The 13,939-nt window shown below is 59.3% G+C and carries 13 protein-coding genes and 1 tRNA gene; 7 read left to right on the forward strand and 7 right to left on the reverse strand.

Annotated features, from left to right (window positions below; all coding sequences use genetic code 11):
* The first annotated feature begins 237 nt into the window (after positions 1-237).
* Entirely contained in the window at positions 238-591 is a 354-nt protein-coding gene (locus ADB02_RS02965) for a hypothetical protein (RefSeq protein WP_049189619.1), read from the forward strand.
* Between the two features lie 762 nt (positions 592-1,353).
* On the opposite strand, the gene ADB02_RS02970 is transcribed toward ADB02_RS02965, so the two are convergent.
* A tRNA-Asn gene (locus ADB02_RS02970) sits at positions 1,354-1,425 on the reverse strand.
* A 338-nt stretch (positions 1,426-1,763) separates the two neighbouring features.
* On the opposite strand from ADB02_RS02970, the gene ADB02_RS02980 reads away from it, so the two are divergent.
* Together ADB02_RS02980 and ADB02_RS02985 are read left to right on the forward strand one after the other, a co-directional pair.
* Positions 1,764-2,930: an S-(hydroxymethyl)mycothiol dehydrogenase gene (locus tag ADB02_RS02980; RefSeq protein ID WP_414630085.1), complete on the forward strand. Its 1,167-nt coding sequence runs from the start codon at positions 1,764-1,766 to the stop codon at positions 2,928-2,930.
* Positions 2,927-3,559 (forward strand): MBL fold metallo-hydrolase, encoded by a 633-nt coding sequence (locus tag ADB02_RS02985; RefSeq protein ID WP_049170745.1) that lies wholly within the window; start codon positions 2,927-2,929, stop codon positions 3,557-3,559. The genes ADB02_RS02980 and ADB02_RS02985 overlap by 4 nt, the downstream gene beginning before the upstream one ends.
* A 14-nt stretch (positions 3,560-3,573) precedes the next feature.
* On the opposite strand, the gene dnaG is transcribed toward ADB02_RS02985, so the two are convergent.
* Positions 3,574-5,505, reverse strand: coding sequence for a DNA primase (gene dnaG, locus ADB02_RS02990; protein ID WP_080969560.1), 1,932 nt, complete (start codon positions 5,503-5,505; stop codon positions 3,574-3,576).
* Positions 5,506-5,624: 119 nt separating this feature from the next.
* On the opposite strand from dnaG, the gene ADB02_RS02995 reads away from it, so the two are divergent.
* Positions 5,625-6,128 (forward strand): ribonuclease domain-containing protein, encoded by a 504-nt coding sequence (locus tag ADB02_RS02995; protein ID WP_049189621.1) that lies wholly within the window; start codon positions 5,625-5,627, stop codon positions 6,126-6,128.
* Positions 6,129-6,154: 26 nt separating this feature from the next.
* Here ADB02_RS02995 and ADB02_RS03000 read toward each other — a convergent pair whose 3' ends face one another.
* The gene (locus ADB02_RS03000; RefSeq protein ID WP_224783737.1) at positions 6,155-6,865 is read right to left on the reverse strand and encodes a GAP family protein; all 711 of its coding nucleotides are present in this window, start codon (positions 6,863-6,865) and stop codon (positions 6,155-6,157) included.
* A 69-nt stretch (positions 6,866-6,934) separates the two neighbouring features.
* On the opposite strand from ADB02_RS03000, the gene ADB02_RS03005 reads away from it, so the two are divergent.
* Positions 6,935-7,510, forward strand: coding sequence for a TetR/AcrR family transcriptional regulator (locus ADB02_RS03005; RefSeq protein ID WP_048732681.1), 576 nt, complete (start codon positions 6,935-6,937; stop codon positions 7,508-7,510).
* A 15-nt stretch (positions 7,511-7,525) separates the two neighbouring features.
* Here ADB02_RS03005 and ADB02_RS03010 read toward each other — a convergent pair whose 3' ends face one another.
* Entirely contained in the window at positions 7,526-8,818 is a 1,293-nt protein-coding gene (locus ADB02_RS03010; RefSeq protein ID WP_049189622.1) for a deoxyguanosinetriphosphate triphosphohydrolase, read from the reverse strand.
* Positions 8,819-8,846: 28 nt separating this feature from the next.
* On the opposite strand from ADB02_RS03010, the gene ADB02_RS03015 reads away from it, so the two are divergent.
* A complete protein-coding gene (locus ADB02_RS03015) occupies positions 8,847-10,880 on the forward strand; it encodes a TPM domain-containing protein (RefSeq protein WP_241482391.1) in 2,034 nt (677 codons plus the stop codon).
* 8 nt (positions 10,881-10,888) lie between these two features.
* Here ADB02_RS03015 and ADB02_RS03020 read toward each other — a convergent pair whose 3' ends face one another.
* Genes ADB02_RS03020 through ADB02_RS03030 form a run of 3 tightly spaced genes read right to left on the reverse strand, consistent with a single transcriptional unit; the run spans position 10,889 to position 13,247 of the window.
* Positions 10,889-11,305, reverse strand: a complete 417-nt coding sequence (locus tag ADB02_RS03020) for a hypothetical protein (protein ID WP_049189624.1) — start codon at positions 11,303-11,305, stop codon at positions 10,889-10,891.
* Positions 11,293-11,862, reverse strand: coding sequence for a hypothetical protein (locus tag ADB02_RS03025; protein WP_049189625.1), 570 nt, complete (start codon positions 11,860-11,862; stop codon positions 11,293-11,295). The genes ADB02_RS03020 and ADB02_RS03025 overlap by 13 nt, the downstream gene beginning before the upstream one ends.
* A complete protein-coding gene (locus ADB02_RS03030) occupies positions 11,862-13,247 on the reverse strand; it encodes a glycine--tRNA ligase (RefSeq protein WP_049189626.1) in 1,386 nt (461 codons plus the stop codon). The genes ADB02_RS03025 and ADB02_RS03030 overlap by 1 nt, the downstream gene beginning before the upstream one ends.
* A 190-nt stretch (positions 13,248-13,437) precedes the next feature.
* Here ADB02_RS03030 and ADB02_RS03035 point away from each other — a divergent pair, with 190 nt between their 5' ends.
* Positions 13,438-13,932: a Fur family transcriptional regulator gene (locus ADB02_RS03035; protein ID WP_016423111.1), complete on the forward strand. Its 495-nt coding sequence runs from the start codon at positions 13,438-13,440 to the stop codon at positions 13,930-13,932.
* Positions 13,933-13,939 lie beyond the last annotated feature (7 nt).

Below are 13,939 nucleotides of genomic sequence, written 5' to 3' on the forward strand. Positions count from 1 at the left end.
CTTTCAAGCCATTTTTCGGGCCATTTTTGTCATAAACGCAGTCAGTAACTCAGATCGACCCAACGTCACCAGTCATAAACGTGGTCAGTAACTCGCATTGGGACTAAATGGAAAAGGTGCCCACCGACGACACACCGACCAGACACGCTTTTCTTTACTTACCCCCATATTTCGGTTCACGAAGATACCTACGCGCTGGAGAAGCTGGCCGAGGTCAAGTCAGCGTGCAACCTCACCATGATTCTGACTCCTGGTAACCACGATCAGATTCACCCCAAGTTCCAGCCTGCGGTGCAGATGGAATGGATGGGCGCCTACCAGAACGTCTTTGACCTCATCAGCCTGAATCTCCAGATTAAACAGGGCAAGAAGGCCTATCTCGTCAACCACTACCCCGCGCTGATGGATCGGACCGCGTCCAAGAATGCCGTCCGCTGGGCTCCGCACGCTAATCGTTGGACCGGCATCGTTCACGGTCACACGCATTCGTCCGTGACGCTCATGCCTGGCCACGTCAACGTCGCGCCCGAAGCCCACGACCTGCAGATTATCCACAGTTCGACACTCTGGGACCTCCTAGATCAGGTCTAACCTTTAGCTTTACGACGGTCCCCGCGCCCCAGCCCAACCGCGCCACCTGCGGCTTCGGCTGGGGAACTCATAGCGCCCACGTCTCTAAGTACTCAGGTACTGGCTAGCTCGGGCAGCTTTGTGCCCCCCCAAAAAAAGTGCTCCATCGCCTCCTATGCGCCTGTCCATTTATGGCTTAACTGTCCGCCTATGGCCCAAAAGTGACCTGTTGCGCCAATGTGTACATATGGTCGCGTATACAGAGCCAAACGTTACTGTCGAGCCATACGTCATCTTCGAGCCATACGTGGCGTGCTGCCGCGATGCCGTGATGGCTCCTCTTCACTTGTCATTGCGCTATTGGGATTCTAGAACCCCCGCATAAGTGGCGAGTAAGTGGCAAGCTTTCGGCTCCAGCGCTCTGGCCCAAGACTCCAGCGACTTGTGGCCAAGGTATTCACCTATCGATGCGCTGGAGCGTGGCCATAAGTGAATACCTCATCGACATGTGAGAGACCCAGCCAATACCGTGCGCATAAGTGCCGAAAAACCATCGACAAGTCACCGACACCATCGACAAGACCCCGAAACTTGGCCATAAGTGGCGGAATAGAAAATAGACCGCTCACTCCCACGGCCCAACCCCTCAATAACCAGCCGGGGCGCGTCGGGGAAAGACACGAATTTTGTCCTTTGGCCCGAATATTTAATGATTGTTTTAGTGGATTAACACTGCGAATAAAAAACCAGGCCAGAGAAAAACTCTCTGACCTGGCTTAATTGCTCCTCCAGCTGGACTCGAACCAGCAACCCTTCGATTAACAGTCGAATGCTCTGCCATTGAGCTATGGAGGAATATCCACCGCACAGAACCGGCTAAACCGAACTTCGGCCATGCCGTTCCTTGCGACGGATAGATACTTTACCCAGACCCCTTGAAACTCACAAATCGCCAGGTCAAAGGTTAATTTAGGCATCTCATACCCATCGGCCATGACATTGTTGTGAGTTCTTGAAACCACACAATCCGTGCAATCCACATGATCCACGCAATCCACACAATCCGTGCAATCCGTGCAATCCACACAATCCGTGCAATCCGTGCAATCCACGCAATCTCACACAGCCCAACGAAGCCCCCAGCAGTACTGAAAACGCTTTCCATCATGCACTTTTCATATCGCATTCTTACGATGGGGCTTATGTCTGAACAAGCCAACGGAACCGAAAACACCGAGCAAACCGCACGCGTTGTTCGCGGCGTTATCGCACACGAAAAAGGCGCACCTGTAGAACTTACTGATATCCACATCCCGTCCCCGGGCCCGAACGATGTCATTGTTGACATCCAGGCCTGCGGCGTCTGCCATACAGACCTGGCTTACCGCGACGGCGATATCACCGACGAGTACCCGTTCTTCCTCGGCCACGAGGCCGCAGGCGTGGTCTCCGAGATTGGCGAAGAGGTCACGCATGTTGCCGTCGGCGATTTCGTTGTCCTCAATTGGCGCGCCGTCTGTGGCGAGTGCCGCGCCTGCAAGCGTGGTGAGCCACAGTACTGCTTTAGCACTTTCAACGCCTCCAAGCCCATGACGCTTGCCGACGGCACCGTCCTCACCCCAGCACTTGGAATCGGCGCTTTTGCGGATGCCACCCTCGTCCACGAGGGCCAGTGCACCAAGGTCGATTCGGCAGCCGATCCGGCCGTTGCGGGCCTGCTGGGCTGCGGTGTCATGGCCGGCATCGGTGCGGCTATTAACACCGGCGAGGTCAAGCGCGGTGAATCGGTAGCCGTCATCGGCTGCGGTGGCGTTGGTACGGCCGCTATCGCCGGTGCCAAGCTGGCCGGCGCTAGCAAGATTATTGCCATCGATATCTCGAACGAGAAGCTGGACACCGCCCGCGAATTCGGCGCGACCGAGACTATTAACTCTGCGGAGCTGGCTAAGAGCGATAAGGGCACCGGGGAAGAGGATCCCGTCGTTAAGCGAGTGCGTGAGCTGACCGACGGTTTCGGTGCTGATGTCGTGATTGATGCGGTCGGCCGTCCGGAAACCTACAAGCAGGCGTTCTACGCCCGTGACCTGGCTGGACGCGTTGTTCTGGTCGGTGTTCCGGCGCCGACAATGGAGCTGGACATCCCGCTGGCGGATGTGTTTAGCCGCGGTGGTGCGTTGAAGTCGTCCTGGTACGGCGACTGCCTACCAGAGCGCGACTTCCCGATGCTGGTGGATCTGTCGTTGCAGAACCGCCTGCCATTAGAGGGCTTCGTGACGGAGCGCATTGGCATTGAGGATGTTGACGAGGCCTTCGAAACCATGAAGGCCGGTAAGGTACTGCGATCGGTGGTGACGCTGTGAACAAGGGTTTGAGGGTCGACCACGTTCTCACGTCGGGCACGTTCTCGCTCGATGGTGGCACGTGGGACGTAGACAACAACGTATGGGTGCTCGGCGATGACCGTGAGGTCATTGTCATCGATGCGGCGCATGAGGCGCAGCCGATTATTGACGCGGTGGATGGCCGCAAGGTAAAGGCGATTGTATGCACCCACGCGCACAACGACCACATCACTGTGGCCCCTGAACTGCAGGAGAAGCTCGACGCTCCCCTGCTCGTCCACCCGGGCGACCAGATGCTGTGGGAGCAGTCCTGGCCGGACCTGGCGCACGAGGACCTCGCGCACGGTCAGCGCCTGGAGATTGCAGGCACGGAGGTTGTCATTATTAACACTCCGGGCCACTCCCCTGGCTCGTGCTGTCTGTACGTACCGGAGGCCGCGGAGCTGTTCTCTGGTGACACGCTGTTTTCCGGCGGTCCGGGGGCGACCGGTCGGTCCTACTCGGATTTCGACACGATTATTAACTCCATCCGCGACAATCTGCTGACTCTGCCTGCGGAAACGACTGTCCGCACGGGTCATGGCGACCACACGACGATTGGCCGCGAGGCTCCGCACTTGGAAGAGTGGATTCGCCGCGGCTACTAGTCGCTAGCCACTAGCTACTCAAACACGACCTTGACCGCCTCTGCTTGCAGTTCGCGGCGGTACTGCTCCATCGCGAGCAGGTCCGCGAACAGCGAGTTGTAGGCGGTTTCGTCGTCTGAGGGGCGCATTCGTGAGAGCATCGCCTTCAGCTGTGCAATTTGGTCACCGACCCACACCTCCTGCAACCGCGCCAGAATCGCCTGCGCATACGGGCGCAGCGTCTCTGCATCGACGGCGATTTGCTCCACGCCCAGCTCAGTCACGAGATGCTTGACGACGTCCTCCCGCGCCTGATCCATAATTGCGGTCGCCCAACTATGTGGCTGTGTGGCCGCTTCCCCGCAGGCACCACCTGCAGCCATGATGGCATCGAATACCGCCCGGTAGGTCGGATGCCCAAAGGTCTCGGGTGCGAGCGCATCGAATACCGGGCCGGTGGTGGCGGGCTCTTGAATTGCCAACTTGAGAGCCTCACGCTGCGCATAGAGCACAGGGTCCCGCGGGTTTGGATACGGCAGTGCCGGGTTGCGCCGGCGCCGCGCTTCCTCTGCCTCTTCGCGGGCACGGGCCTCTTCTTGGCGACGCTGGTAGGGAGTGCGCTTTTCATTCTGTGGCCGACTGGCCTCCTCGCGGACGCGCTGCACCAGCTCGGCTTCATCATTCCAGCCAATCCAGCCGGCAACTTCGCGGGCATACTCATCGCGCAACGCCGCGTCCTTGAGCTGGGCCAGGACAGGCACCACTCGGCGCAGCCCGGAGACCCTGCCATTAGCGGTGGTCAGGTCATAGTCGGCCAGAAGTGTGCGGAGGACAAATTCGATCAATGGCCGTCGTGAAGCAACGAGATCGCGGACTGCGGCCTCGCCCTTCTTCTGGCGCAGATCACACGGATCCATGCCGTCCGGCGCGACCGCGACGTAGGACTGGCCGGTGAAGTTCTGCTCCCCCTCGAAGGCGCGCATGGCGGCCTTTTGCCCTGCCTCGTCGCCGTCGAAGGTGTAGATGAGTTCGCCGCGGAAGAAGTTGTCGTCGAGCATGAGACGACGCAGCAGCTGGAGGTGCTCCTCGCCGAAAGCGGTGCCACAGGACGCGACGGCTGTGGTCACGCCCGAGGCGTGCATGGCCATGACGTCGGTGTAGCCCTCCACGATTACAGCCTGATGACCAGCGGCAATATCCTTCTTTGCCAGATCCAGGCCGAAGAGGACCTTGGACTTCTTGTACAGCATGGTCTCGGGCGTGTTCATGTACTTGCCCAGATTGTCATCGTCGAAAAGCTTGCGGGCACCAAAGCCGATGACATCGCCGGACATATTGCGGATCGGCCACATGAGACGACGGTGAAAACGATCGATCGGCCCCATGCGCCCCATCTTGGAAAGACCCGCCTTGTCCAACTCCTCGAAGCTAAAGCCCAGGCGCTGCAGGTGCTTGGTTAGAGTGTCCCAGCCGGCCGGCGAGTAGCCACAGCCGAACTGGGCCGCGTGCTCGGCGGTGAAGCCGCGGTTTTCCAGAAACTCGCGCGCGGGCGCTGCCGCTGGAGTGGAGAACTGTTCGCGGTAGAACTTCTGTGCCTCGCGGTTTGCGGCGATGAGACGCTGGCGAGTTCCCGGTTCCTCGCGACGGCCCGTGCCGCCGCCCTCATAGTTAATGTGGAAGCCAATCTTCTCCGCGCAGGCTTCGACAGCCTCCGGGAACGACAGGTGTTCCATCTCCATGAGGAAGCTGAATACATCACCGCCCTTGCCGGTGGAAAAGCAGTGGTAGTAGCCATGATTGGGGCGTACGTGGAACGACGGCGTGCGCTCGTCTTTAAAAGGCGAAAGCCCTTTCAGAGAATCCGCGCCAGCCGGTTTGAGGTTCACGTATTCTGCAACGATCTCCTCAATCGGAGTCCGTTCGCGGATTGCCGCGATATCGGAGTCCGGAATTCTTCCCCTAGCCATGAAAATAACCTTACCCAACCCGTCCAATCGACTCCGCCGTAGAGGTTTCGCTTGCCGACGAGCCGCCCGCGCCCAGCCCATAACGTGCCGGCGGCGACCGATATGGAAAGATACTAGCCATGGCTGAGTGGAAGAAGATTGCGAGCGGCGTCGGCGCTGCCGCCCTGGTGCTGGCTGGTAGTTACCTGGGACTCGATGGCGGAGATCAGAACGCATCGGGGTCGGAGGACTCACAGGGGTCGCAGAGTTCCGCCGCCTCTAGCGCGAAGTCGAATCCCAAGCCGGGTCCTAACTCGAGCAGCAACAAGTCGGGTGCAAAGGGTGCCACCTGCGCAGTAGATACCCTGCCGCAGGAGGCCGACGATGTTATCGACCGCATCCTGACCGACCAGGACCACATCTACTCGCAGCACGACGGCAAGCACTTCGGCAACTACGAGGGACGCCTGCCGAAGGAGCGCGGTGACTACTACCGCGAATACACCGTGACCACCCCGGGCAATTCCAGCCGCGGTGCACGCCGCATCGTTGTCGGCGGCGGTTCCGAAAACGATCCGGATGTCTGGTACTACACCGACGACCACTACGAGAGCTTCTGCGAAATTCCTGACGCGGAGGACTGAGCCAAAGTATTACTGCGGAATCAGCGCTACCCGATAAAACCGAGTTGATTTGCGCTCCGGGCAACAAGAACGATGCCAATTATTGCTGCCACCCACAAAACAGTGACCTTTGTTTCATATTCCAACCGGGGGATAACGTTCACTACCCGGTTGTAGACCTTATCTCCGAAGGCCGCGAAGAGCACTCCAACGATGACTGCGGGCGAAATCATCACTACACAGTAGAGCGCGAGGATAAGCAGTTGCACTGCGAAAGGCACTGCCATCGATTCAATGATTCCGATTGCCGCCAAGTACGGCAACATCGTACCGACCTCGACAACTGCTGCTGCTAAGGCTAAACCCACCATCGCGGGGAGGCCGGCAGAACCTTTCTTCGTGTCCTCCGACCGAGATTCAAGTACCTCTTCGACAGTCCGTTTCTTGGGATTCGGTGCCAGGATTCCGTAAGCAGCTAACAAAATACCCAACACCATCATCACCCAACTGAACCAAGTGTTGGATGCAATGCCCGAGACTGCGTCTAAAGCCTGACGCAGGCCGAAAAAGAGCGCGATGCCAACCGCAAAGTAGGACAAGACAATTGTCCCTAAATAAGTAACGTATTCGGCACCCCTCATCCTCCGCCAGACGATGAGCAGCACTACTGGAATCAGCAGGGTTCCAGCACTGAGACTGTCAAGAAGCGCAAGCCCCACAAGAACAAGATAGTCCATCTCCATCACTCCCTCGTACATTCGTATAGTAAACTATCATACAGTCGTACGGGAAGTGGCGCGAATGAAACCCCAAAGGAGTTTTAGGATATGAGCATGATGTCACCTCAGGAAAAAGCCATTTCCGATGCAGCAATCAAAGTAATTGTTAACCAGGGGTTCGACGTTGTCAGCGTTCGAAAAGTGGCTCAACAGGCGGGCGTAGCCCCTGGAACAGTGCAGTATTTTATGGGCACGAAAGACGAACTACTCAGCAGGGCACTTCTGCGCTCGGCAGCACGACAGCATGAAAGAGTCTCGTCGCTACGCTTTCAATCGAATACCTCGCCGCTAGAACAGCTCCACCGCTCCCTGCTCGAACTACTCCCCATCGGCCCAATACAGCGCGAAGACGCAGCACTGTGGGTTATCCTCGGTGCCGCTGCATCAACACGCAAAGTTCTGGCCCAGGAGTACCAGAACGAACTCAGTAGATTCCAGGACCATCTCATTTCAGCACTGTCCGCCGCAGACGTCCCTGGAGATATAGCTCAGACGGCCCGGCTCATCACAGCTATCGTAAATGGACTAGCCCTCGATTACATGCATGCGAAGCCCGACGCAGAGACTACGAAGGCGCTTTCCGATGACCTCAGTAGTAGCCTTCAGCGGATACTTCAAAAATAGTAATCGCTGACAGCACTACCCCCACGCCGCAGCCACACCAGCAATCCGGCGATCAAGCCGCTCTACACGCGATTCCGTCATCGACGCTAGCTGATCAACGATAACCCGCAGCCGCGCTTGGTCACTCTCCGCCCGGGAATAGAGCCACTGGAACATCGGATCAAGCGTCCCTGGAGCACCTTCCTGCAGATACTCGGCCACCCGGAAAAGACGATCGCGTTCACGCTCCTGACGGCGAATATGACGCGGAAGATCCATCACATACAGCACGGCGATGGTCTTCAGCATGGTGACCTCCGCCAGAATCGAGCTGGGCACGGCGAGGTCCGCGTCGTAACGCCCGAGCGGAAGCGTCGACCCGGAGGCAGCACGCGTACCCGCGACGGAAGCCGTGACGAAACGGCCGACCAGCTCCGAGGTCATCCGTTTCAGCGCGACCAGCGAGCGCAGCGAACCATCATAGGACGCCGCAGCTGATACCACCGGCAAGCTGGCAAGACGCCCGGCAGCCTCGACGAGCTCCGCTGGATCGCCACCAAATGCGGCAGCGCCCTTGTCAGCGAGCGCGGCCAGTTCCACCGTGTCCCACAGAACACCCAGGTCAACGCGGCCAGAGACGATGCCATCTTCGACATCGTGGACGGAATAGGCGACATCGTCAGACCAGTCCATGATCTGCGCCTCAAGACACTGCTTGCCGTGCGGAACGCCCTGGCGAATCCACTGCAGGATCGCAGCATCTTCCTGGTAGGCCCCGTACTTGTGGCGGAGCTGACCATCGGGACCGATTGGTGTCCACGGGTACTTACAAGCCGCATCGAGCGCCGCCCGAGTGAGATTGAGTCCACAGGGCTCACCTGTACCATCGAGCACCTTCGGCTCGAGGCGAGTGAGAATACGCAGCGTCTGCGCGTTGCCCTCGAACCCGCCGCAACCAGCGGCAATCTCGTTGAGGGCGCGCTCGCCGTTGTGGCCATACGGCGGATGCCCGATGTCATGGGTCAGGCCGGCCAGCTCTGCGAGATCCTCATCTGCACCCAACTCGCTGGCGATTCCACGGGAAATCTGCGCGACCTCCAGCGAGTGAGTCAGGCGCGTGCGCGGAGTATCACCCTCTCCTGGCCCCACGACCTGGGTTTTGTCAGCCAGTCTGCGCAGCGCTGCGGAGTGCAAAACGCGGGCGCGATCTCGCGCAAACGCCGCCCGGTGAGATTCCAAGGACTGCACCCCGGGCAGCAATGACTGCTTCGGAGACTCCTCGACAATACGAGCGAGTTCAAAAGATGAATACGAAAATTTACCGGCCACGTAATTATTGTTACGTATCCTTGTAGATATGTCTGACAGGAATCGCGTGTTTCGCCCCCTTTACCTTGCCGCATCGGGTGCTTTTCTCGGCCTGAGCATGCCGCTAATTACTGCCGCACTACCGGCACAGCCACCGGTTCACGCACCTGCTTCGCTGCTGGCACTCGCACCGTCAGCATCCCTGGCGCACGCCGAGGCACCGGCGGATGTGTCGGGCGAGGTGGCTGATCTCGCAGGTGTGCTGAGCGGCGGCGATGAAGCTCGTCTGAAGGAGCAGATTCAGCAGCTCAAGACAGAGAAGCGACTCCTGTTCTCGGTGTTTTACATCAAGAGCTTCGACGGCATTCAGGGCGAACAGTGGGCGCAGCAGGCCTGGGAGCACCTCGGAGCTGCCGACAACCGCGGTGTCCTGGTCGTCGCCGTGGAAGACCGAAACCTCGGCGCTTTCGTCGGAGACTCCTTCCCCCGCAACGCGGAGGCCATCAACAGAGCAGCTCAAGGGCAGTTGTTAGAGGATGACAACTGGGCAGCTGCGGGTGAAGCTGCCATCGCCGAGGCAGGCGGTGGCAGCGGCTCCGCCGGTGGGTGGGCACTCGGCGCCGGCCTCGGTGGTGCCGCCGTTGTCGGTGGCGCCACCTGGGCCGTGGGCCGTCGCAATAAGAAGAAGCGCGATGAGGAGGAGATCGCTCGTGGCCGCAACATCGACCCCAGGGATGTCTCTTCGCTGGACTCGCTGAGCACCAGCTCGCTCGATGTTCTTGCGCACGATGAGATTGTCAGTACCGATGAGTCCATCCGCAAGGCCAGCACCGAGCTCGACCTCGCCCGCGCTGAGTTCGGCACCGAACGCATCCGCAGCTTCGACAACGCACTGAAGCACTCTCAGTCCACGCTCGAGCGTGCGTTTGCACTTCGCCAACAGCTTGACGACGGCTCCGTGTCCGACGAAATCGAGCGCCGCAGTGTCCTGCTGGAGATTATCTCCACCTGTGGTGTTGCGGATGACCAGCTCGACGGCGAGGCCGCAAACTTCCAGAAACTCCGCCAGGAGTTGATGAATGCTGAAGCGACGATTTCGAAGCTCACTCAGCGAAGTGTCGAGCTGCGTTCACGTATGCCGCGTGCCGGCGAAATTCTCGATGGTCTGCGCGCACGTTACGAAGAGCAGATGCTCAGCTCTGTGACCGACAATATTGATATGGCCACGGAGCACCTGAATCAGGCTGACCAGTCAATGTCTGAGGCCCGCCGCATCGCGGACCTACCCGCCGGTGAGCAAGGTGGTCTGATTGATGCACTGTCGGCCACCGACTTTGCGCTCACACAGGCAGAGAGTCTTCTGGAGGCCATTGAACACGCCGATAGCGATATTCACGCTGCAGTCGCGGGGCTGGCTTCCCTTATCGCCGAGGTCCGCGGTGAAATCGATGAGGCCTCGCACCTGATGTCGGCACCGCAAGGCGCCAACATCAACCGCGAGCGTCTCAATGCAGCCATCGAAGCAGGCCGCGAAGCACTCGGTGTGGCAGCCAATAAGTCCGAAGTGGATCCACTGAGTTCCTGGACCGCACTGACCGATGCCGATGAGCTGCTCGACGAAGCCCTCGACTCCGCTCGAGACAAGGCCGCATCGTTCGCCCGCGCTACCGCTACTTTGCAGCACAGCATGCAGGATGCCGACAATCACATTCGCGCCGCGGCTGACTTAATTGCTACCCGCCGCCGTGTGGTTGGTGCTGAGGCTCGCACTCGCCTCGCGGAGGCGCAGCGTGCTTACGGCTCTGCTCAGGGCTTGGCCAACGACGATCCGCGAAAGGCTTTGGCCTACGCACGTCGTGCGCGCAAGCTCGCGGCTGAGGCCGCTGACTTGGCCCGCCGTGACATCCGCCGCTACCAGGATCAGCGCCGCGGTGGCGGCAGCAACGGTTCGATGGTCGCCGGCATGGTGCTAGGCAGCATGCTCAGCAACAACAGCGGCTTTGGTGGCAGTATCGGCGGATTCGGCGGTTTCGGCGGGGGTTCGAGCCGACCAGGCGGCTCCGGCAGCACAATGGGCTTCTAGATTCCCGCCTAAATTCGCATCTGGCGTGGTCCATCCACAGACCACGTCGCCAGAGAGGCGGCAATCAGCCAGTCTTCGAAACTCCCCCGGAAGTCTCCTTTCTGGGCATAGACACCAAATACCCCTCGGCCTAGGCTGTCCTCTCTGACGATTCGGGCGAGCTCATAGCCTGGCCGTTCGATGTCGAAGACCGTGCGAATTCCCCGTCCTTCTCTGTTTAGGACAAAAGAATCCCCCTCATCCGGATTCGTCATCACTAGCGCGTTCGTGCTAAAAAAGCGGGCTTTCACCTGCCAGCCACGCCCTTGTGGCGAGGTGATCCAGAAAGCACTAAAGACCCCGTCCTGACAGCTCCAGCCGTCGGACAGGGTCTTTTGGTTCTCGTCGTAAACGACGCTGTCTGCAATAGTTGCTACACGATCCACACCCAAATCATATAGGCAATCAGCAAGAGCAAGCAGACAGTGAGAATCCAGGTAGAGGAAACCATGCGGGACTCCAGCACTCGACGAGCACTGTAGACCAGGAAGATCTTCTCCTCTTCCGGCAGCGCACGGCCCTCATCGGTGTCGAACTGCACCTCTGCGTGGCGCACGCCACGGGACGCACCGGTAAACTGGCCCCACTTCTCGCCGGTCTTCGCATTCTCGATGACGTAGTTCGTCGATCCCTCGCACACCAGCTTGCCTTCAGGACGAACCGGCCCAAAGGTCACTGAAAGCTGCTTGGCTCGCGAAATCTTGTCACGGTCAGCAGCAACGGTCGAGAACACGCGGCCGTCGGGAAGCGTGGCGGAAACACGGTGATTAGCAGAGGCATCAATGACCCACTCCCCTTCCGGGGTGTTGAGGCGATCGCCCTGCTCATCACGGATGTACGTGCCGACTTCGGTGCTTTCCTTCAGAATCGGCCAGGTTTGCTCGGATTTTTCCCGAGAGCCGTCACCGAGACTATAGGATTCCCAAAAAACTTCTTCGGCCATTAGCAGCCCACCAGGCGAGCTGCGAGGTAGCCTTCCAGCTCGTCAATCTTGACGCGCTCCTGCTCCATGGTGTCGCGGTCACGGACGGTCACAGCGTTGTCCTCGAGAGTATCGAAGTCAACGGTGACACAGAACGGAGTACCGATCTCATCCTGGCGACGGTAACGACGGCCGATAGCACCGGAGGTGTCGTAATCGACGGCCCAGTACTGGCGCAGCTTGTCGGCGACAGCCTCAGCAGTCGGAGTCAGGGTGTCCTTCTTCGACAGCGGCAAAACAGCAACCTTAACCGGCGACAGACGCGGGTCCAGCTTCAGCACAGTACGGGTGTCGGTGCCGCCCTTTGCGTTCGGCACCTCTTCCTCGGTGTAGGCATCGCACAGGAAGGCCATCAGGGCGCGGGTCAGACCGAAGGACGGCTCAATGACGTACGGAACGTACTTTTCGCCGGTGACCTGGTCGTGGTAACGCAGGTCTTCCTTGGAGTGCTCGATGTGGCAGCCGAGGTCGTAGTCCGTACGGTTGGCGACACCCATCAGCTCGCCCCACTCGTTTCCCTGGAAGTGGAAACGGTACTCGAAGTCGATTGTGCGTGCAGAGTAGTGAGCGCGCTCGTCCTTCGGAACGTCGAACTGACGCATGTTCTCCGGGTTAACGCCCAGGTCAATGAACCAGTTCCAGCAGGCGTCGACCCACTCATCGAACTTCTCTTCCGCCTCGTTCGGTGCGACGAAGTACTCGATCTCCATCTGCTCGAACTCGCGGGTACGGAAGATGAAGTTGCCCGGGGTGATCTCGTTACGGAATGCCTTACCGGTCTGGCCGATACCGAACGGTGGCTTCATACGAGCCGTGGTCATAACGTTCTTGAAGTTTACGAAGATACCCTGAGCGGTCTCCGGGCGCATGTAGTGCAGGCCCTGCTCATTGTCGACCGGGCCGAGGAAGGTCTTCATCAGACCGGAGAACATCTGCGGCTCGGTCCAGTTGCCCGGCTGACCGGTCTCCGGGTCCGGAACATCTGCCAGACCATTGGCCGGCGGGTGACCGTGCTTGGCCTCGTAGGCCTCCAGCAGGTGGTCAGCGCGGTAGCGCTTGTGGGTGTGCAGGGACTCCACCAGCGGGTCGGTGAAGGTAGCGACGTGGCCGGAAGCTTCCCAGACCTGGCGCGGCAGGATAATGGAGGAATCCAGGCCGACGACATCCTTACGGCCGGTGACGAAGGTCTTCCACCACTGGCGCTTGATGTTTTCCTTCAGCTCCACACCCAGGGGACCGTAATCCCATGCCGAGCGGGTACCGCCGTAAATTTCACCACACGGGTAAACGAACCCCCTGCGCTTACACAGGTTGGCGACGGTATCGACAACTGACTTAGGTGCCACGGTCTAGACCACTCCTTATAAATGGCTTCGCATCGCACACCACACGCCTTTTCCGGGCACACAATTCAGCCCGTTCCGTGCGGCGAACGACATAATGAAAAGCAAAATGTACTGACCCCAACAGGCCAGTTAAAAGTTCCCCTATACTCTAGCGCATCTTGTCCTACCGATACCGGGTAGTGTCGGTTACATGGCTGGCGAAGATATGCACGAAGTTAGTTCTGGCGAAAACCCACGTGGTACGGGCTCCCCCGCTAGCACCGGGGCACACGCCTCCGCGCGGCCGGCCGCAACCCGCATCGGCCAGCGCAGTACTCGCCAACGCCGCGCCGTCGTGTCGATTATGAGTGAGGCCCCTAATTTTCGCTCCGCTGCTGACATTCATAAGTCGCTGACGGAACGTGGGGACAAGGTCGGCTTGACGACGGTCTATCGGACGCTCCAGTCCCTTGCAGAAATGGACATTGTCGATGTTCTGCACAATGCCTCCGGAGAGGCTCTCTACCGGCTGTGCGGTGACCACCACCATCATCACCTGGTCTGCACCGATTGCGGCAGCACCGTTGAAGTCGCCGGCGGACCAGTCGAGCAGTGGGCTCACAGCCTTGCGGAGGAGCACGGTTTTAATCTGACCGGGCACACTGCTGAGGTCTTCGGCCTGTGCAGGGACTGCCAGAAGAAGTAGCCTGGGC

Origin of the sequence: Corynebacterium sp. 212_CJEI (genome assembly GCF_001055915.1) — a bacterium.
GTDB classification, from domain to species: Bacteria; Actinomycetota; Actinomycetes; order Mycobacteriales; family Mycobacteriaceae; genus Corynebacterium; species Corynebacterium jeikeium_D.